Genomic DNA, 18454 nt, shown 5'->3' on the forward strand with positions numbered 1-18454 from the left:
CCTACATGCTGCGCGCCGCGTCCGGGGACGCCGGCCGGGCGTACAAGCGGCAACTGCTCGACCTGCTGGACCTCCGACCGGGCCACACCGTCCTGGACGTGGGCTGCGGCCCCGGCACCGACCTGCCCGCCCTCGCGGAGCGCGTCGGTGCGACCGGCCGCGTGATCGGGGTGGACCAGGACCCGGCGATGCTGGCGACGGCCCGTGAACGCACCGCCGCCGCGCACACGGTGGAGATCCGGGAGGCGGACGCGCATGCCCTGCCCGTCGCCCCGGGGACAGTGGACCGCGCCAAGATCGACCGGGTCCTGATGCATGTGCGGTCCCCCGCGGAGGTGCTGGCCCAGCTGCACACGGCCACCCGCCCCGGTGCTCTCGTCGGTCTGGTGGAACCCGACTGGGACACCCTGACGGTGGACGCGGAAGACCTGGAGACGAGCCGCGCGTTCACCCGCTACACCACCGAGAAGGTGGTCCGCCATGCCACCGTCGGGCGCCGCCTCGCCCGGCTGGCGGTCCGGGCGGGCTTCCATGTCGAGACCGTGCTCGCGACCACCCCGGTCTTCACCGACTTCGAGCACGGCGACCACACCCTGGGTCTGGGCCGCAACATGCAACAGGCCGTCGCGGAGGGCCACATCGACAGGACGCGGGGCGAGGCCTGGTTCGCCGGCCTCACCCAGGGCCCCTTCTACGCCTCGTTCACCCTCGTCACAGTGGTCTGTTCCCGCCCGTGACGGCCGCCGGACGGCCCAGGCACCAACAGTGGAGCGGCCTGACCGACCGCGAACTCGCGGTTGAGCACGGTCTGTCGGCGGATCGGCTCGGGCAGATCCGGCCTGGCCAGCAGCGTGTCGCACGACCGTAATCCCCTAATCAAGGTTCACATCTCAACACTAAATTTCATGGAAGTGATACGTCATCGCTACCTGTACTTGAGGGGACCAGTTCAGCTGAGTGCCACCTTCTGGGCACCTGATCCCGCACGAGAAAAATACACAACCGGCACGGCGCAGGTCCAGCAGATCTCCGATGCCCCCGCCGATGCCAGTTTCGGCCAACCCAATCCCTGATACGCGCATTCGGGTGGTCTGTGCGCCCCAATCGCCTGCCAAGCGGCGCAGCCATCAAGACGGAATCGTCACGTCGGCAGAAATTGACAGTGTCACTACGTTCTCAAGCAAGGCGGAATCCCGAGATTCCGTAAGCCCCAATCGACATCGAGTCAAGCAGGGAGCACCAGATGACGTCGGCCGCCACCCCGAGGTTCTCCGTCTTCACCCCCAGCCACCGGGCCCGCTTTCTCGATGAGTGTTTGGCGACCCTCCAAGCGCAAACCTGTCCGGACTGGGAGTGGATCGTCCTGCTCAACAACGGCGCCCGGTGGCGACCGGAGCGGCCCGACGAGAGGGTCCGCGTGGAGATCGCGGACGACGTCGTCGGCGTCGGAGCGGCCAAGCGCAGGGCCTGTGAACTGGCACGCGGCGAGATCCTCGTGGAACTCGACCACGACGACCTGCTGGCGAAGGCGTGCCTGGCGGAGCTCGGCAAGGCGTTCGACGCACTTCCCGAGGTCGTCTTCGTATACAGCAACACCGCGCAGATCACCGAGAACGGGAAACGGGACGACAGCCGTTTCAACGAGGCGCACGGCTGGCACTACGAGGAGGTGCACGTCGACGGCCGCAAGTTGCTTCAGGTCAGGTCGATGGCCCCGACTCCGCACAACGTCTCCTACATCTGGTACGCGCCCAACCACGTACGGGCGTTCCGGAAGGACGCCTACGTACAGGCCGGGGGGTACGACGCCACCCGTACGGTCCTGGACGACCAGGACCTGATGTGCCGCCTGTTCCACGTCGGCGACTTCCACTACATCCCCCGCTGTCTGTACCTCCAGCGGATGCATTCCGCGAACACGCAAAGCGATCCGGAGATCAACGCGCACATCCAGCGCGAGACGGTCGCCCTTTACGACAAGTACATCGAGGCCAACGCCCTCGCCTGGACCTACCGGAAGGGACTGATTGCGCTGGACCTGGGCGCGGCCCACCGGAAGCCGCCCGGATATGTGGGCGTGGACAAGTACCCGGGGGAAGGTGTCGACATCGTCGCGACCCTGCCCGACATGCTGGACCTGGCCGACGACTCCGTCGGCCTGGTGCGGGCCGTGAACTTCCTTGAGCACGTGCCCGCAAAGGTCCCGCTGATCAACGAGCTGTACCGGCTGCTGGCACCCGGCGGCATGCTCCTTTCCACGACTCCCAGTTCCGACGGCCGCGGCGCGTACCAGGACCCGAGTCATGTCGCGTACTACAACGAGAACTCGTTCTGGTACTACACGGACGACCAGTACCGCGCGTTCGTACCCGGGATCGAGGCCCGGTTCCAGAGTTCGCGACTGACCACCTGCTTCCCGTCCGAGTGGCACTCCGAGAAGAACATCTCGTACGTGGTCGCCAACCTCATCGCCCTGAAGGACGGCGCCGAACGGTGCGGCGGACCGCTGCTGGTACAGGGCTGACTGCGTAGGACAGGTGTACCCGGGGGCCGGGCTACGGGTACACCTGTCCGTGTGTCCGCGGGTGAAGCGGGCGGCCTTGTATCGCACCGCCGCACTCGCTGGGGGGGTTACGGCGTCAGGTCGGCACAGACCGCGAAGACGCTGATCGAGTTGTTACCGTTGACACTGGCCTGCCACCCCGTGGGAGGCGTGGTGACCGTCCCACCCAGCGGTGAGCTGTCCCTGATGGCGCCGCCGCCGAGAGCTGACACTCCGCCGCCGGTGGCCACATCTCCGAGATTGCAGGAAACATTCACCGACGTCGTTCCACCCGGGGTTCCCGGGTTGTTGGCGGTGACGACGTACGAGCTGCCGAGCGTGCCTGCGGCACCCTGAGCTCCCTGAGCTCCCTGCGCTCCCTGCGCTCCCTGCGCTCCCTGCGCACCCTGCGCTCCCTGCGCACCCTGAGCACCGTCAGCGCCGTCCGCTCCCTGAGCTCCCTGAGCTCCCTGCGCACCCTGAGCACCTTGAGCTCCCTGCGCACCCTGAGCACCCTGAGCTCCCTGAGCTCCCTGAGCACCGTCCGCGCCGTCCGCGCCGTCCGCGCCCTGAGCTCCCTGAGCTCCCTGAGCTCCCTGAGCGCCCTGAGCTCCCTGAGCTCCCTGAGCACCGTCCGCGCCCTGAGCACCCTGCGGGCCCTGCGGGCCCGGCCTACCCGGCCTACCCGGCTTGCCCGGCTTGCCCGGCTTGCCTTGCTTACCCTCGTGTCCCTGCGCGCCCTGGGGGCCCTGGGGGCCGCGGGGGCCCTGCGGGCCGCGGGCGGCGTGGGGATCGCCGTGGGGGTCGCCGTGAGGGTCGCCGTGTGGTCCGTCTCCTCGGTCATCGGCGGAACTCGGAGCGCCGTTCGGATACAGCGGCGCCTGGCCCTCGGCGCCGGCCCTGCGGAGTGCGTCGGCGATGGCCGCCGAGCTCACGCCCTTCGGGCGCAGCTGGGTCGCAGCACTGTCGGCACCGGGACTCTGCATCGCGTCGGCGACAGCGACCGTGCTCGGCACAACGCTGAGCGCCACAGCGACCGCGCCCACCGACACCAATGTGGCGGACTTCAGACGCGAGATTCGGATCGTTTTTCGGTTCACGCGAACCTTCCTCATGATTCGGAGGGATCAGACAACAAGCACTCTCTCAGTGCGCTACTTTCCGTTGTCCCACCACCTAGGACACATCACACCATTCTTTGCTCCCGATATAGAATTACTAATAGCGCCTCGCCTCAAACGGGAATCACCCGAGCGGCTCAGAACAACACCAACTACAATCTGCCGCCACATAGGCTGAATGGCCTAAATTCCTTGCACTCTTCTGATTGAAAAAATGGGGAATGACCTGAAAACACGCTCACGCATCGATCTTTCGTGATTGACCGTCAGCTTCGATTGGCAGCCGATTCGCGTTCGGATCCGCGTTGCGGGGATGGCGGCGGCCCGGCCGTCGCGTCGAGTGGGCGCCGGATTCCACGGCGCGATGGCGAGTGTTCTGCTGGTCGCGACAGGTCGATGCCGGGGGTCAGCCGGATTTCGGGAGCACTTCGAGCCGTTTGATCGCCGCCGACACCGATCAAGGCATTCGTTGGCGCGGCGATAGGCGACCTCACAAGGGGTCCGCCTCACCCGCCGTGACACGGGGCCAGACAGCCCCTCGGTGCCATCGCTGCCCACGATCACGATTTCGCCATCACACGCGATCTGACTCACAGGCCCCGTGATCACCGCGTCAGGCAATCCTCGGGGTACTTGGCTGCCTGACGGCGGGCCACCGCGTGCTGTTGCTCACGCGTCCGTGGCTGCAGAGCGCGGGAACGAACCCAGCACGGCCGTCGTCCGCACCCCGCTGAACGGCTGCGGCATGTCACCGCACCACAGCCGGTCGATGTCATCGATACTGTCCACCTCGGCGACCCACACATCGGGCGCCTCCACGATGCGCCGCAGCCCCTCACCAACGTCAGTGCACGTGATCGCCAATCGCGGCATCCTTCTTCACCGTGCGCGGCAGCAGCTTCGCAATCGTAGGTCCGATTTGGATAGAAATGTCCATCTGTGGTCGCAGCCCGAGCCAGAACAGCCTCAGGCCCGTCGGCGTGACAGGGTCAGTCTTCGCCTCTCCACGTCGATTGCCTTGACCACGACCGAGACTTGGTCGTCCAGCTGCACGACCTGCTCCGGACTCTCCACCGGCGTCAGTGCGAGCTCGCTCAGGTGGACCAGCCCCACAACCTCGTCGGCGACCTGGACAAAGGCACCGAATGGGACCAGCTTGAGGACCCGACCACGCAGGGTCTGCCCCACTTCGGTCTCGTCAGCGAACGTCGCGAAAGGATCCGGCCCCAAAGCCCGCAGAGACAGCCGCGCCTCTCCGTCCCATGTGTCGAACTGCAGGAACTCGCATGAGACACGCTGTCCGACTTCAACCACATCCGAAGCGTCAATGAACCGCCGCCAGGACAACTCGGGAAAGGTAATGAAACCAACCCCAGGGAAAACCGGGTGCGGCGGCCCGTCGTCCAGGGCGACGAACCCGCCGAAACTTTCGATCGCCGCGACCGTACCGGACAAGATCTCGCCGAGTTCGAGGCCTTTGAGAAACATCCAGAGTTCCGGATCCTCTGTGGCCGCCGTCGACAACAAGAGCTGACCCTCGTCCGGATCAACCGCGGTCACCTCAGCGGTGATCCGCTGCCCGACCTCCACACTCGCAGCCGAACGCCGGCCCCAGGGACTATCCAACGGTCCCACTACCCCCACAGGATGCGCGGCAAAACCGTCCATAGTCACCGCCACTCCAGACCGACTGACCTCCGCAACCGTCCCACTACGCAAGTCACCGACATGGATCGTCGCCAAAAACCTCCGGACGGCCTGATCGGTCGACTTTCCCCCCATGACGCCCAGGCTCTCACGGCAGCTTCGCGCTAGACCCACTCCACCTCGCAACGCACGGTCGCCGAGCCTCCAGGAGGCGGCAGGGGCGTCTTCGGCGCCACCCGCACGCACTCCTGTCGTCCACCCCGCGGACCGAGCGCCCTCAGGACAGAGCAGCCTCTTCCTCGCCGCCGCCGTCCTCCAGAGCCTCCACGACGCGCCCCAATGCCTCACCCACGTCAGTGCACGTGTCCGCTTGTCGCAGTGTCCTTCTTGACTGTCAGCGGCAGCAGCTTCTTGCCCGTCGGGCCGATCTGGATGGTCGTGTCCAGGGCAGGACACACCCCACAGTCAAAGCAAGGCGTCCACCGGCAGTCCTCGACCTCTGTCTCGTCCAGGGAGTCCTGCCAGTCCTCCCACAGCCAGTCCTTGTCCAGGCCCGAGTCCAGGTGGTCCCACGGCAGGACCTCCTCGTACGTGCGTTCGCGCGTGGTGTACCAGTCGACGTCGACCCCGAAGTCGGGCAGCGTCTTCTCCGCGCAGGCCATCCAGCGGTCGTACGAGAAGTGCTCGCGCCAGCCGTCGAAGCGGCCGCCGTCCTCGTACACCGCGCGGATGACCGCGCCGATACGACGGTCACCGCGTGACAGCAGGCCCTCGACGATGCCGGGCTTGCCGTCGTGGTAGCGGAAGCCGATCGAGCGGCCGTACTTCTTGTCGCCGCGGATCTTGTCCCTGAGCTTGGTCAGGCGCGCGTCCGTCTCCTCGGCGGAGAGCTGCGGGGCCCACTGGAACGGGGTGTGCGGCTTGGGCACGAAGCCGCCGATCGAGACCGTACAGCGGATGTCGTTCTGGCCGGAGACCCTGCGGCCCTCGGCGATCACGTTCATCGCCATGTCGGCGATCTGGAGGACGTCGTCGTCGGTCTCCGTCGGCAGACCGCACATGAAGTACAGCTTCACCTGGCGCCAGCCGTTGCCGTACGCCGTGGAGACGGTCCGGATGAGGTCCTCCTCGGACACCATCTTGTTGATGACCTTGCGCATGCGCTCGCTGCCGCCCTCCGGCGCGAACGTCAGACCGGACCTGCGGCCGTTCCTGGTCAGCTCGTTGGCGAGGTCCACGTTGAAGGCGTCCACACGGGTGGAGGGGAGCGACAGGCCGATCTTGTCCTCGGTGTAGCGGTCCGCCAGGCCCTTGGCGATGTCGCCGATCTCCGAGTGGTCCGCCGAGGACAGGGAGAGGAGGCCGACCTCCTCGAAGCCGGTCGCCTTCAGGCCCCGGTCCACCATCTCGCCGATGCCCGTGATGGAGCGTTCACGGACCGGGCGGGTGATCATGCCGGCCTGGCAGAAGCGGCAGCCGCGCGTGCAGCCGCGGAAGATCTCGACCGACATGCGCTCGTGGACGGTCTCCGCGAGCGGGACCAGGGGCTGCTTGGGGTAGGGCCACTCGTCGAGGTCCATGACCGTGTGCTTGGACACGCGCCACGGCACACCCGACTTGTTGGGTACGACGCGGGCGATCCGGCCGTCGGCCAGGTACTCCACGTCGTAGAACGCCGGGATGTAGACGCTGCCGGTCTTCGCGAGGCGGAAGAGGACCTCCTCGCGGCCGCCCGGCCGGCCCTCCGCCTTCCAGGCGCGGATGATCTCCGTCATGTCGAGCACGGCCTGCTCGCCGTCGCCGATGATCGCCGCGTCGATGAAGTCCGCGATCGGCTCGGGGTTGAAGGCGGCGTGGCCGCCGGCCAGCACGATCGGGTCGTCCAGGCCGCGGTCCTTGGACTCCAGCGGGATGCCCGCGAGGTCGAGGGCCGTCAGCATGTTCGTGTAGCCCAGCTCGGTGGAGAAGGACAGCCCGAACACGTCGAAGGCCCCGACCGGGCGGTGGCTGTCGACGGTGAACTGGGGGACGCGGTGCTCCCGCATCAGCGCCTCGAGGTCCGGCCACACGCTGTAGGTGCGCTCGGCGAGGACGCCCTCACGCTCGTTCAGCACCTCGTAAAGGATCATGACGCCCTGGTTGGGCAGCCCGACCTCGTACGCGTCCGGGTACATGAGCGCCCAGCGGACGTCACAGGCGTCCCAGGGCTTGACCGTGGAGTTGAGCTCGCCGCCCACGTACTGGATCGGCTTCTGCACATGCGGCAGCAGGGCTTCGAGCTGCGGGAAAACCGACTCGGCAGACATCGCGGCGTTACCTTCGTGAGCTGACGGGGGATGACCACCAAGCGTAACCCGCCCGGAGGACTCCCCCGTCCGCGTGAAGACCGGCCCGGTCCGGGGGCGAAAGCGTGCCCTACACGTCCATAGAGCCCTTGATCGCCTCCCACTCCTCCGGGAGCGCCGCCTCCACCTCCTCGGCCCGCCGTTCCTCGCGCCCGTACAGCAGGCCGTACGTGAAGGTGTTCTCCTTCGCCGCGTGGGCCACCGCGGACAGCTCGCCCAGGGTGACGCGGACCATGACGCTGTCCTGGTGGTCGCCGAGGAGGCCCTGGAGGGACTTCATCGCCTTGGTGAGGGCCTTGGCGGGGCTGCCGAGGGCGGGGCCCGCCGCCTCGGCCGCGTAGCGGGTGCGCTTGGCCTTCTTGCGCGCCTCGTGCAGGCCGAGGTCGCGGTCGGTTCCCGGCGGCTGTTCCATGGCCTCCTCGATCAGCGCGGCCACCTTCGCGAAGTCCTTGCGTACGGCCTTGGCGAGCACCTTCTCCGCCTTCTTCGGCTTCTTCGCCTTCTTCGGCTTCTTCGCGGCCGCCTTGAGCACCGGCGGGTCGGCGACCACGGCGTCCAGGGTGTCGAGGAGCGTCAGATAGCGCGCGGAATCCAGCACCCCGAGCAGTCGGCGGCGCGCGCCTCCGTACTCGGCCTTGGACCAGGTGGCCAGCCGGTCCTGGATCGGGCCGTGGACGAGGGTGGCGGGCAGGTCGTCGAGGACCGTGTCCAGCCGTTCGGCCAGTACCTCCTGGTCGCGTCCCACGCCCAGCTCACCGGCGAGCCATTTCAGCTCGTCGCCGATCGGGTCGGTGACCTTCCGGTCGAGGACCTTGGGGAAGGACTTGAACGTGCTGCGCAGCCTGCGGGTGGCGACCCGCATGTCGTGCACGGACTCCTCGGCGTCCTGGCGTACGGCGGGGTCGAGGTCGACGATCGCGTCCCGCTGGGCGCGGACATAGGCAAGGACATGGTCGCCGGCGGTGACGGGCTCCGCGGGTTCGTCCTTCGGGCGTGGGTGCCCGCCCCTGGTCTCCGCCAGCGCCCGGGCCAGCTTCGACGCGGACTTCGAGGGCCGTACGTTCGCCTTGCGGAGGCGCTTCTCCACCTTGTCCAGGATGCGCTGGTCCTCGCCGTCGGCGAGCTCCACCTCGATCTCGGTCCACTGGGCGGTGCCCTCACCGCCGAACAGCCGCTCCGCCCGTACGGTGTCCACGCCGACCTCGGCGAGTTGGCGGCCGTCGGCGGCGACGAGGTCGCGCAGGTCCCGGTCGGAGCGCAGCCGGACCACGGGGACGAGCTGCCCCTCGCGGACCCGGGCGCGCACCAGGCCCGCGAGTTCGTCGGGGACGGTGTCGGAGAGCGGTGCCTGGATCTCGTCCCGGACGCCGGGGCCGACCGGGAGTTTCAGATGCCAGCCGGCGTCGTGGCCGCCGGTGCGGCGGCGCAGGGTGATCGAGGCCGCGGCCAGCCGTAGGTCCGAGGTGTCGTAGTAGGTCGCGTCGAGTTCGGCGGTGCCCTTGTCGACGATGCCCGCGACCCCGGCGACGCCGGTCAGGTCGGGCAGCCCGCTGTCGTCGGATTCATATTTCCGCTCGATTTCCCGCTTTGTGTCCGCCATGAATCGAATCTAGTCACGATCAGCCTCCGACGGCAGCCCCGCGCCCCCATAGGGGCGCGGGGCTGCCGTCAGGGGCACGGGGAACTGCGCGACAAGCCCCACGGCGGAGCGCTACGCCGACAGGGGCCGCTCCACCCTGATCGACTGCAACAGCCCCACCGCCACCCACACGGCGAACATCGACGATCCTCCGTACGACACGAAGGGCAGTGGCAGACCGGCGACCGGCATGATCCCCAGGGTCATCCCGATGTTCTCGAACGACTGGAAGGCGAACCACGCGATGATCCCGGCGGCGACGATCGTGCCGTACAGCTCGGTCGTCTCGCGGGCGATGCGGCAGGCGCGCCACAGCACCACGCCCAGGAGCACGATGATCAGGCCCGCGCCGACAAAGCCGAGCTCCTCCCCCGCGACCGTGAAGACGAAGTCGGTCTGCTGCTCGGGGACGAACTGTCCGGTTGTCTGCGAGCCGTGGAACAGGCCGGTGCCGGTGAGGCCGCCGGAGCCGATCGCGATGCGCGCCTGGTTGGTGTTGTAGCCGACGCCCGCAGGGTCCAGTTCGGGGTTGGCGAAGGCGGCGAAGCGGTTGATCTGGTACTCGTCGAGCACACCGAGCTGCCAGATCAGGACCGCGCCCAGGACGCCCGTGCCGAGCAGGCCGAAGACCCAGCGGTTGGAGGCGCCGGAGGCGAGCAGCACACCGAGCACGATGATGACCATGACCATGACCGACCCGAGGTCGGGCATCAGCATGACGATCATCATCGGCACGGTGGCCAGGCCCAGCGCCTGGAGGACCGTGCGATGGTCGGGGTAGGGCTTGTCGCCCGCGTCGACCCGGGCCGCCAGGAGCATGGCCATGCCCAGGATGATCGTGATCTTCACGAACTCCGAGGGCTGGAGCGAGAAGCCGCCGCCGAGCACGATCCACGCGTGGGCGCCGTTGACGGTCGCGCCGAGCGGGGTCAGCACCAGGAGGATCAGGAGCACCGAGAGGCCGTACAGGATCGGCACCGCGTTGCGCAGGTTGCGGTGGCCGAGCCAGACCGTGCCGATCATCAGACAGAACCCGATGCCGGTGTTCATGAGGTGGCGGATCAGGAAGTAGTACTGGTCGCCCTGGTTGATCTCGGTGCGGTTGCGGGTCGCCGAGTAGACCAGGATCGCGCCCATGAAGGACAGCGCGAGGGCGGACAGCAGTATCGGCCAGTCCAGCCTGCGGGCCAGCGAGTCGCGGGCCAGCAGCCGGGACATGGACGAGCGTTCGGGGCCGTAGCCGGAGACGGAGAAGGTGTTCGCGCCGGTCATGTCGTTGTCCTTTGCGTACTCCGCGTACCGCGCCCGCTCCGCCCGCGCCTGCGGTGTGCCCTGTTGGTGCCCGTCCGTTCCGTCGCGACCGTGGCCGGCGGGAGCTGGCCGGCCGCGAGGGCGAGTGTCTGCTCAGTGGCCTCGACCGGCGGCACGTACGGCTTGATCTTCGGCGCGTCGATGGAGCCGTCCGGCTCGATCTTCGGCAGGCCCTTCTGCGGGGTGGGCAGCAGCGCCTTCCGGCTGTCGATCTTGCCGTCGGGGGAGACGCCGTACAGAGCCTCGTATATTTTGCGGACCGCCGGTCCGGAGGCTCCGGAGCCCGTACCACCCTGGGAGATCGTCATGACGATCGTGTAGTCCTTGGTGTACGTCGCGAACCACGAGGTGGTCTGCTTGCCGTAGACCTCGGCCGTACCCGTCTTGGCGTGCATCGGGATCTCGTTCTGCGGCCAGCCGATGAACCGCCAGGCCGCCGACCCGCGGGTGACGACTCCCTCGAAGGCGGCGTTCATGTCCTTCAGGGTCGCCGGGGTGACCGGCAGCTTGCCGTGCGACTTGGGCGCGATCGCCTGCACGGACTTGCCGTCGGCGCTGACGATGGCCTTGCCGACGGTCGGGTCGTACAGGGTGCCGCCGTTGGAGATCGCCGAGTAGATCGTCGCCATCTGTATCGGCGTGACGAGGATGTCGCCCTGTCCGATCGAGTAGTTGACGGAGTCACCGGCGCGCATCAGGTTGCCCTCGAGGCAGTTCTCGTACGCGATCTGCTCGGCGTACGTGCCGCCCTTCTTGCCGTACTTGCACCAGGAGGCCTTGTTGGCCTTCCAGTAGTCCTGCTTCCACTTGCGGTCGGGGACGCGGCCGGAGACCTCGTTGGGCAGGTCGATGCCGGTCACGGCGCCGAGGCCGAACTTGTGGGCGGTGGTGTAGAACCAGTTCTTCGCGTTCTTCTTCGGCCTCAGGCCGCCGTCCTTGGCCCACTCCTGGTGGGCGAGACGGTAGAAGACGGTGTCGCAGGAGACCTCGATGGCGCGGCCGAGGGTGATCGGGCCGTACCCCTTGGACTCGTAGTTCTTGAAGACCTGGCCGCCGATCGAGTACGAGCTGGAGCAGTCGTAGTTCCCGTCGAAGGGGTAGCCGGCGTCGACGGCGGCCGCGGTGGAGATGGCCTTGAAGATGGAGCCCGGGGCCGCCTGGCCCTGGATCGCCCGGTTGAGCAGCGGGTAGTTGGAGTTCTTGCCGGTCAGCTTGTTGTAGTCCTTGGCGGAGATGCCGCCGACCCAGGCGTTCGGGTCGTACGTCGGGTTCGACGCCATGGCGACGACCCGGCCTGTCTTGGCCTCCATGACGACGACCGCGCCGGCGTCGGCCTTGTAGTTCTCGCCGGTGTTGTCGTCGAACCCCTTGCGGGCTTCCTTCATCGCGTCGTTCAGCTCGTACTCGGCGACCCGCTGGACGCGGGCGTCGATGCTGGTGACGAGGTTGGAGCCGGACTGGGCGGGGTCCGCCTCGGCGGTGCCGATGACGCGGCCGAGGTTGTCGACCTCGTAGCGGGTGACGCCGGCCTTGCCGCGCAGCTCCTTGTCGTACTCCCGCTCGAGGCCGGAGCGGCCGACCTGGTCGGAGCGCAGGTAGGGCGAGTCGGTGTCCTGCGCCTTGGTGATCTCCTCGTCGGTGACCGGGGAGAGATAGCCGAGTACCTGGGCGGTGTTGGAGCCGCCGGGGCCCGCGTAGCGGCGCACGGCCTCGGGCTCGGCGGTGATGCCGGGGAAGTCCTCGGAGCGCTCGCGGATCTGGAGGGCCTGACGGGGGGTGGCCTCGTCGGTGATGGGGATCGGCTGGTACGGCGAGCCGTTCCAGCAGGGCTGGGGCGTCTTGGCGTCGCACAGCCGGACCTTGTCCTTGACGTCCTTGGGCTTCATGCCGAGGACGCCGGCGAGCTTGGTGAGGACGGCGGAGCCGTCGTCCTTCATCTTCAGCAGCTCGGTCCGGGAGGCGGAGACGACAAGGCGGGTCTCGTTGTCCGCGATCGGCACCCCGCGCGCGTCGAGAATCGACCCGCGTACGGCGGGCTGCACGACCTGCTGCACATGGTTGCCGGACGCCTCCTTGGCGTAGGCGTCCCCCTCACGGATCTGGAGGTACCACAGGCGGCCGCCGAGGGTGCCGAGGAGGGAGAGGACGAGGATCTGGATGACGACGAGACGGATCTGAACGCGTGGGGTCCGGCCGGTCTCGGGAATGTTGGTCACTGGTGCTGCCTCCGCCTCTCAGTGCGCGTGCGGGACACGGACGTACGAGGCATACGAGTACACGAGCAAGCTGTGGGCGTGGGTTGCGGGGTTCGGCTGACGGGTGGTCACAGGCGCTTGACCCCCTTGATCCGGCCGGCGCGGGCGGCTTTCGAGCGGGCCGCCTTCACCTTCAGGCCGCCGCGCTGGCTGCCGATGCGCAGGCCGGTCCCCGAGGAGAGCCAGCCCGAGGAGATGTCGGTCTTCTTGGCCGCGGAGTTGGCCTCGGCCAGTGGGTCGTTCTCCGCTCTGCGGGCCAGGAACATGATGCCGGGGACGACGAAGGGCGCGAGCAGCAGATCGTACAGCGCGGCTGTGAACAGCAGGCTGCTGAGGCCGACATGGCGGGCGGCGGTGTCGCCGACGAGGGCGCCGACACCGGCGTAGAGGAGGGTCGTGCCGACGGCTGCGGCGACCACGACGGCCATCGGGCCGGTGGCCGACCTGAGTCGGCCGTTCTCCGGTTTCACCAGGCCCGCCAGATAGCCGACGACACACAGCACGAGGGCGTAGCGGCCGGCCGCGTGGTCGGCGGGCGGGGCGAGGTCGGCGAGGAGTCCGGCGCCGAAGCCGACGAGGGCGCCGCCGACATGGCCGTACACCAGGGCCAGGCCGAGGACGGTCAGCAGCAGCAGGTCGGGGACGGCGCCCGGGAGGTGGAGGCGGGCGAGGACGCTCACCTGGATCACCATGGCGACGACCACCAGGGCGGTGGACAGGAGCATCCGGTTGAAACGCATGGGGGAGTTCAGCTCCTACTGCTCTTGCTGGTACTGGCCGTCGGCCGCCGACGGGGACGGTGTCACCGTCACGGTGACCGTGGGCGTGGGCGTCGGCCTCGGCTTGGCCGGCAGGACGGTGTCGCGCGGGTCGGTGCGCGGGGCCTCGACGACGACACCGACGATGTCGAGCTTGGTGAAGCCGACGAACGGCGTGACATAGATCGTGCGCGTCAGATCGCCGCCCGAGGGATCGACCCGGGACACGAAGCCGACGGGTACGCCGGGTACGAACGGCTTGTCGGCCTGCGAGCCGAAGGTGACGAGCCGGTCGCCCTTCTGGACCTTGGCCTTGCCGTTGAGGAGCTGGACACGCAGCGGGCGGTCGCCCTGCCCGGAGGCGAAGCCGAGTTCGTCGCTGCCCTCCATTCGGGTGCCGACGGTGAAGTCCGGGTCGTTGGCGAGCAGTACGGTCGAGGTGCCGGGGCCGACGGTGGTGACGCGGCCGACGAGTCCGTCCCCGTTCAGGACGGTCATGTCGCGCTTGACGCCGTCGTTGGCGCCGATGTCGATGGTGACCGTCCAGGAGAAGCCCTGGGCCGCTCCTATGGCGATGACCTCGGCGCCCTTGATGCCGTACTGTCCGGCGCCGGCCGTCTTCAGCATCCTGTCGAGCTGGCCGAGGCGGCTGCGGTTGCGGTCGTCGCTGCCGAGGCGGGCCTTGAGCGCCGCGTTCTCCTTCTCCAGCGTGGCGAGCCGGTCGTGCCGGTCACCGGAGTCGCGTACGGCGGAGACGGCGTCGCCGACCGGGTCGACCACGGTGGCCACCCCGTCCTCGACCGGTCCGAAGACGGCGGCCGCGGCCTGCCGGGCACCGTCGACCGGTGAGTCCTCCCCGCCTCGGATGTCCACTGTGATCAGCGCGAACGCGATCGCGATCAGCAGCACCAGGAGCAGCCGGCTCTCTCGTGTGTCCCTCACGTGCGGCGGCGTGCCTTCCTCAATAGAGTTTTTTCGGGGAGTTTATGCCTCTATACCAACGATCCGCCGTACGAGAGGAGATCATCCCGTACGGCGGAATCGAAGAGTTACGTCATCTGCGCGGCTGGGCGTCCAGCACCTGCTGGAGCGCCTCGAACTCCTCCACGCACTTGCCGGAGCCGAGCGCCACGCTGTCCAGCGGGTCCTCGGCGATGTGGATGGGCATGCCGGTCTCACGCCGCAGGCGTTCGTCGAGCCCGCGGAGCAGGGCTCCGCCGCCGGTCAGAACGATTCCGCGGTCCATGATGTCGCCGGACAGCTCGGGCGGGCACTTGTCGAGGGTGGTCTTCACGGCGTCGACGATCGCGTTGACGGGTTCCTCGATCGCCTTGCGTACTTCGGCCGCGGAGATCACGACGGTCTTGGGCAGGCCGGAGACCAGGTCCCGGCCGCGGATTTCGGTGTGTTCGTCGTTGTCGAGGTCGTACGCCGAACCGATCGTGATCTTGATCTGTTCGGCAGTCCGCTCACCCAGCAGAAGCGAGTACTCCTTCTTGATGTGCTGGATGATCGAGCTGTCCAGTTCGTCACCCGCGACGCGGATGGACTGGGCGGTGACGATGCCGCCGAGGGAGATGACCGCGACCTCCGTGGTGCCGCCGCCGATGTCCACCACCATGTTGCCCGTGGCCTCGTGGACCGGCAGGCCGGAGCCGATGGCCGCGGCCATGGGCTCCTCGATGATGTGCACCTGGCGCGCGCCGGCCTGGGACGAGGCCTCGATGACGGCGCGGCGCTCGACGCCCGTGATGCCCGAGGGCACACAGACGACGACACGGGGACGGGCGAGATACCGCCGCTTGTGGATCTTCAGAATGAAGTAGCGGAGCATCCGCTCGGTGATCTCGAAGTCGGCGATGACGCCGTCCTTGAGCGGGCGCACGGCAACGATGTTGCCGGGCGTCCGACCGATCATCTTCTTCGCTTCCGATCCGACCGCGAGAATGCCACCGGTGTTGGTGTTGATCGCGACGACGGACGGCTCGTTGAGTACGATCCCGCGACCCCTGACGTACACCAGCGTGTTGGCGGTCCCGAGGTCGACAGCCATGTCACGGCCGATGAACGACATTGAGTTCCCCATCAGGATTCGTCTGGCCTTCCCAAGTGAAGCGTGTGATGGCTCTGTTTTGGGGCGGCGAAGTGGGTGCGATGGCGTACAGGCTTGCCAGGCTTACATCGTAGTCGCGCCTGCACGGACACCACGCGAGGGTCTTCGCCATTGTCAGCATGCGATGCGTCGTCCCGCTTCTGGAGACGAGCGTTCGGGGGTAGGCGTTCCCCCGATCGGCGCGCATATGCCACAGGACGGCCGGTTTTCGACGGCCGTCCCAGGTCAGCATCAAAGTGAGGTGACGATCCCTCAGAAAGTGATCTAGCCGCGGCCGGGGAAGAAGATCTTCAGCTCGCGCTCGGCGGACTCCTCGGAGTCGGACGCGTGGATGAGGTTCTCGCGGACGATCACGCCGTAGTCCCCGCGGATGGAACCGGGCGCGGCGGCGATCGGGTCGGTGGGGCCGGCGAGCGCGCGCACACCCTCGATGACCCGCTCACCCTCGACGACGAGCGCGACGACGGGGCCGGAGGCCATGAACTCGACGAGGGGCTCGTAGAAGGGCTTGCCCTTGTGCTCGCCGTAGTGCTGCTCCAGCGTGTCCTGGTCCAGGGTGCGCAGCTCCAGCGCGGTGATACGCCAGCCGGCCTTGCGCTCGATCCGGCCGATGATCTCGCCGGTCAGGCCGCGACGGACGGCGTCGGGCTTGAGGAGGACGAGGGTGCGCTGAGTCACGAGGGTGGCTCCATTCGGGTCACGTGTGTGCGGTGCTGAGAGGCTACAGGGCCGGTTCGGGCGGGTGTTACGCAGCGTCAGGACTGGTCTGCCGGTCCTGGGCCGCGAAGCGGGCCTTCGCCTCGTCGATCTTCCGGCCGTAGTGCACGGACGCCCACCACAGCGCCGCGAACATCGCGCCCATGAAGAACATGGTCGGGACGATGAAGCCGGAGGCGATCAGCGCGATCTGCAGGGCCCAGCCGAGCTGCACCCCGCCGGGCCGGGTGATCACGCCGCACAGCAGTACGCACAGCAGCATGGCGATGCCGCTGACCGTCCACACGGTCGACATGGACAGGTCGGGGTCCTTCATGGCGACCAGGCCGGCGAAGCCGATCAGAAAGACCTCGCCGATCAGGGTCGAAGCACAGAGCGTACGCACGGCGGTCAGCCCCTCCCCAGGAGCAGTCGGGCCTCGCCGACGGTGATGACGGAGCCGGTGACGAGGACCCCGCCGCCCGAGTACTCCCCGTCCTCCTCGGCGAGGGTGATGGCGGCCTCCAGCGCGTCGTCGAGGCGCGGTTCGACCTGGACGCGGTCGTCGCCGAAGATCTCGACGGCGATGGCGGCGAGTTCGTCGGCGTCCATCGCGCGGTGGCTGGAGTTCTGGGTGATGACGACCTCGGCGAAGACCGGTTCGAAGGCCTCGAGGAGCCCGCGGACATTCTTGTCGCCGCTCGCCCCGACCACACCGATGAGCCGGCTGAAGTCGAACGCCTCCCCCACCGCCTCGGCCGTGGCCCGTGCGCCCGCCGGGTTGTGCGCGGCGTCCAGCACGACGGTCGGAGAGCGGCGTACGACCTCCAGCCGCCCCGGGGACGTCACCGAGGCGAACGCCTTGCGCACGGTGTCGACATCGAGGGGCTCGGGCCGCTGGGTGCCGACGCCGAAGAACGCCTCGACGGCGGCGAGGGCGACGGCGGCGTTGTGGGCCTGGTAGCCGCCGTGCAGGGGCAGGAAGACCTCCCCGTACTCCCCGCCGAGCCCGCGCAGCGTCAGCACCTGCCCGCCGACGGCGACCTGCCTGCTCACGACGCCGAACTCGAGGCCCTCCCGGGCCACCGTGGCGTCCACCTCGACGGCCTTCTTCAGCAGCACCTGGGCCGCGTCGACCGGCTGCTGGGCGAGGATGACCGTCGCGTCCTGCTTGATGATCCCGCCCTTCTCGACGGCGATCTCACCGGGCGTCTCGCCGAGCCGGTCGGTGTGGTCGAGGTCGATGGGCGTCACGACGGCCACATCGGCGTCGATCACGTTGGTGGCGTCCCAGGTGCCGCCCATCCCGACCTCGACGACGGCGACATCGACCGGGGCGTCCGCGAAGGCCGCGTACGCCATGGCGGTGAGCACCTCGAAGAAGGAGAGCCGGTACTCCTGCTGGGCGTCGACCATCTCGACGTACGCCTTGATGTCGTCGTACGTCTCGACGAACCGCTCGGCGGGGATGGGCGCCCCGTCGAGGCTGATCCGCTCGGTGATCGACTGGACGTGCGGCGAGGTGTACCGGCCGGTGCGCAGGTCGAAGGCGCCGAGGAGCGCCTCGATCATGCGGGCGGTGGAGGTCTTGCCGTTGGTGCCGGTGATGTGGATCGAGGGGTACGCGCGCTGCGGCTCGCCCAGCACGTCCATCAGCGCGGCGATACGGCTGACGGACGGGTCCAGCTTGGTCTCGCCCCAGCGGGTGGCGAGGTCCGCCTCGACGGTGCGCAGGGCCTTGGCGACCTCGGGGTCGGCCGGGCGCCCGGGGACATCGGTCTGCGGCGCGCCGCCGGCCTGCGTCCGCAGGGTGCGGCTGCCGGCCTCGATGACCGCGAGGTCGGGGTCTCGGTCGGTCTCGGCGTCGATGATCTCGTCGAAGGGGTCGGTGTCGCTCACGGGGGCCAGTCTACGGACGGGGACTGACATGGTGCCTACGGAGTGGGGGTGGAGAGGTTTGTTCGGCGGGTGCGGGTGGGTGGGGGCTGGTCGCGCAGTTCCCCGCGCCCCTGACGGCGATGAGGGCG

At 68.3% G+C, this 18454-nt stretch carries 16 protein-coding genes; 3 read left to right on the top strand and 13 right to left on the bottom strand.

Going from position 1 to position 18454, the window contains the following annotated elements:
• Positions 1-5: 5 nt before the first annotated feature.
• The 3 genes from ABZ855_RS30720 to ABZ855_RS30730 all read left to right on the top strand — a co-directional run bounded on the left by ABZ855_RS30720 (position 6) and on the right by ABZ855_RS30730 (position 2524).
• Positions 6-737, top strand: coding sequence for a methyltransferase domain-containing protein (locus ABZ855_RS30720; protein WP_360812571.1), 732 nt, complete (start codon positions 6-8; stop codon positions 735-737).
• A gap of 168 nt (positions 738-905) precedes the next feature.
• Positions 906-1073 (top strand): hypothetical protein, encoded by a 168-nt coding sequence (locus tag ABZ855_RS30725; RefSeq protein WP_360812357.1) that lies wholly within the window; start codon positions 906-908, stop codon positions 1071-1073.
• 170 nt (positions 1074-1243) lie between these two features.
• Entirely contained in the window at positions 1244-2524 is a 1281-nt protein-coding gene (locus ABZ855_RS30730) for a glycosyltransferase (RefSeq protein WP_360812359.1), read from the top strand.
• A gap of 292 nt (positions 2525-2816) precedes the next feature.
• Here the strand turns inward: ABZ855_RS30730 and ABZ855_RS30735 are convergent, their stop codons facing one another.
• The 13 genes from ABZ855_RS30735 to ABZ855_RS30795 form a co-directional block, all read right to left on the bottom strand.
• Positions 2817-3173 carry a hypothetical protein gene (locus ABZ855_RS30735; protein ID WP_360812360.1) on the bottom strand — a complete coding sequence of 119 codons (357 nt, stop codon included), beginning with the start codon at positions 3171-3173 and terminating at the stop codon, positions 2817-2819.
• A gap of 1159 nt (positions 3174-4332) precedes the next feature.
• On the bottom strand, positions 4333-4527 hold the full coding sequence (locus ABZ855_RS30740; RefSeq protein WP_360812362.1) for a hypothetical protein: 195 nt from the start codon (positions 4525-4527) through the stop codon (positions 4333-4335).
• A gap of 102 nt (positions 4528-4629) precedes the next feature.
• The gene (locus ABZ855_RS30745; protein ID WP_360812364.1) at positions 4630-5253 is read right to left on the bottom strand and encodes a S1 RNA-binding domain-containing protein; all 624 of its coding nucleotides are present in this window, start codon (positions 5251-5253) and stop codon (positions 4630-4632) included.
• A gap of 410 nt (positions 5254-5663) precedes the next feature.
• The gene (locus ABZ855_RS30750) at positions 5664-7616 is read right to left on the bottom strand and encodes a TIGR03960 family B12-binding radical SAM protein (protein WP_360812366.1); all 1953 of its coding nucleotides are present in this window, start codon (positions 7614-7616) and stop codon (positions 5664-5666) included.
• Between the two features lie 109 nt (positions 7617-7725).
• A complete protein-coding gene (locus ABZ855_RS30755) occupies positions 7726-9255 on the bottom strand; it encodes a CYTH and CHAD domain-containing protein (RefSeq protein WP_360812368.1) in 1530 nt (509 codons plus the stop codon).
• Between the two features lie 111 nt (positions 9256-9366).
• Positions 9367-10566, bottom strand: a complete 1200-nt coding sequence (gene rodA / locus ABZ855_RS30760; RefSeq protein ID WP_360812370.1) for a rod shape-determining protein RodA — start codon at positions 10564-10566, stop codon at positions 9367-9369.
• Positions 10563-12821 carry a penicillin-binding protein 2 gene (mrdA, locus tag ABZ855_RS30765; protein ID WP_360812372.1) on the bottom strand — a complete coding sequence of 753 codons (2259 nt, stop codon included), beginning with the start codon at positions 12819-12821 and terminating at the stop codon, positions 10563-10565. Before mrdA ends, rodA begins: the two co-directional genes overlap by 4 nt.
• A 107-nt stretch (positions 12822-12928) precedes the next feature.
• Positions 12929-13600: a rod shape-determining protein MreD gene (mreD, locus tag ABZ855_RS30770; RefSeq protein ID WP_360812374.1), complete on the bottom strand. Its 672-nt coding sequence runs from the start codon at positions 13598-13600 to the stop codon at positions 12929-12931.
• A gap of 15 nt (positions 13601-13615) precedes the next feature.
• On the bottom strand, positions 13616-14560 hold the full coding sequence (mreC, locus tag ABZ855_RS30775; protein WP_360812376.1) for a rod shape-determining protein MreC: 945 nt from the start codon (positions 14558-14560) through the stop codon (positions 13616-13618).
• Between the two features lie 112 nt (positions 14561-14672).
• Positions 14673-15692, bottom strand: coding sequence for a rod shape-determining protein (locus ABZ855_RS30780; protein WP_053741250.1), 1020 nt, complete (start codon positions 15690-15692; stop codon positions 14673-14675).
• Between the two features lie 303 nt (positions 15693-15995).
• Positions 15996-16409, bottom strand: coding sequence for a nucleoside-diphosphate kinase (ndk, locus tag ABZ855_RS30785; protein WP_360812378.1), 414 nt, complete (start codon positions 16407-16409; stop codon positions 15996-15998).
• 67 nt (positions 16410-16476) lie between these two features.
• Positions 16477-16833, bottom strand: coding sequence for a DUF4233 domain-containing protein (locus ABZ855_RS30790; RefSeq protein ID WP_360812380.1), 357 nt, complete (start codon positions 16831-16833; stop codon positions 16477-16479).
• A 5-nt stretch (positions 16834-16838) separates the two neighbouring features.
• Positions 16839-18356, bottom strand: coding sequence for a folylpolyglutamate synthase/dihydrofolate synthase family protein (locus ABZ855_RS30795; RefSeq protein ID WP_360812381.1), 1518 nt, complete (start codon positions 18354-18356; stop codon positions 16839-16841).
• Positions 18357-18454: the final 98 nt, after the last annotated feature.

This window comes from Streptomyces sp. NPDC047042 (assembly GCF_040644035.1).
In the GTDB taxonomy this organism is placed as follows: Bacteria; Actinomycetota; Actinomycetes; order Streptomycetales; family Streptomycetaceae; genus Streptomyces.

Bases quoted from the DNA above. Each gene is read 5' to 3' on its own strand.
- ABZ855_RS30720 (WP_360812571.1), top strand. From the start codon at position 6: ATGCTGCGCGCCGCGTCCGGGGACGCCGGCCGGGCGTACAAGCGGCAA.
- ABZ855_RS30725 (WP_360812357.1), top strand. From the start codon at position 906: ATGGAAGTGATACGTCATCGCTACCTGTACTTGAGGGGACCAGTTCAG.
- ABZ855_RS30730 (WP_360812359.1), top strand. From the start codon at position 1,244: ATGACGTCGGCCGCCACCCCGAGGTTCTCCGTCTTCACCCCCAGCCAC.
- ABZ855_RS30750 (WP_360812366.1), bottom strand. From the start codon at position 7,616: ATGTCTGCCGAGTCGGTTTTCCCGCAGCTCGAAGCCCTGCTGCCGCAT.
- ABZ855_RS30755 (WP_360812368.1), bottom strand. From the start codon at position 9,255: ATGGCGGACACAAAGCGGGAAATCGAGCGGAAATATGAATCCGACGAC.
- rodA (WP_360812370.1), bottom strand. From the start codon at position 10,566: ATGACCGGCGCGAACACCTTCTCCGTCTCCGGCTACGGCCCCGAACGC.
- mreD (WP_360812374.1), bottom strand. From the start codon at position 13,600: ATGCGTTTCAACCGGATGCTCCTGTCCACCGCCCTGGTGGTCGTCGCC.
- ABZ855_RS30780 (WP_053741250.1), bottom strand. From the start codon at position 15,692: ATGTCGTTCATCGGCCGTGACATGGCTGTCGACCTCGGGACCGCCAAC.
- ABZ855_RS30795 (WP_360812381.1), bottom strand. From the start codon at position 18,356: ATGTCAGTCCCCGTCCGTAGACTGGCCCCCGTGAGCGACACCGACCCC.